The sequence below is a fragment of the Leifsonia sp. HAY1-4F genome (assembly GCF_056755275.1).
Genome location: NZ_JBNDHX010000660.1, coordinates 1 through 215, shown reverse-complemented (window position 1 = coordinate 215; position 215 = coordinate 1). Strand labels below are relative to the sequence as shown.

1 pseudogene is annotated in these 215 nt (G+C 65.6%); it reads right to left on the bottom strand.

The window, feature by feature from the left end:
- Positions 1-16 precede the first annotated feature (16 nt).
- Positions 17-215 (bottom strand): annotated as a pseudogene (locus tag ACPYOG_RS20880) (hypothetical protein); the annotation flags it as partial.

Genomic DNA, 215 nt, shown 5'->3' with positions numbered 1-215 from the left:
TCCGTCGTCGGCAGCGTCAGATGTGTATAAGAGACAGGGTGGCACACCATCGTGTCGCCCACCGGACGTCCGTCGGCAGCTTGCCCAGCTGCGCCTTCTCGGGCGTGACGAGGCCCGGCGCCATGTAGGGCCTGTCTCTTATACACATCTCCGAGCCCACGAGACACTCGCTAATCTGGGGGGGGGGGGTTGTGTTGTGAAGGGGGGGGGGGGGG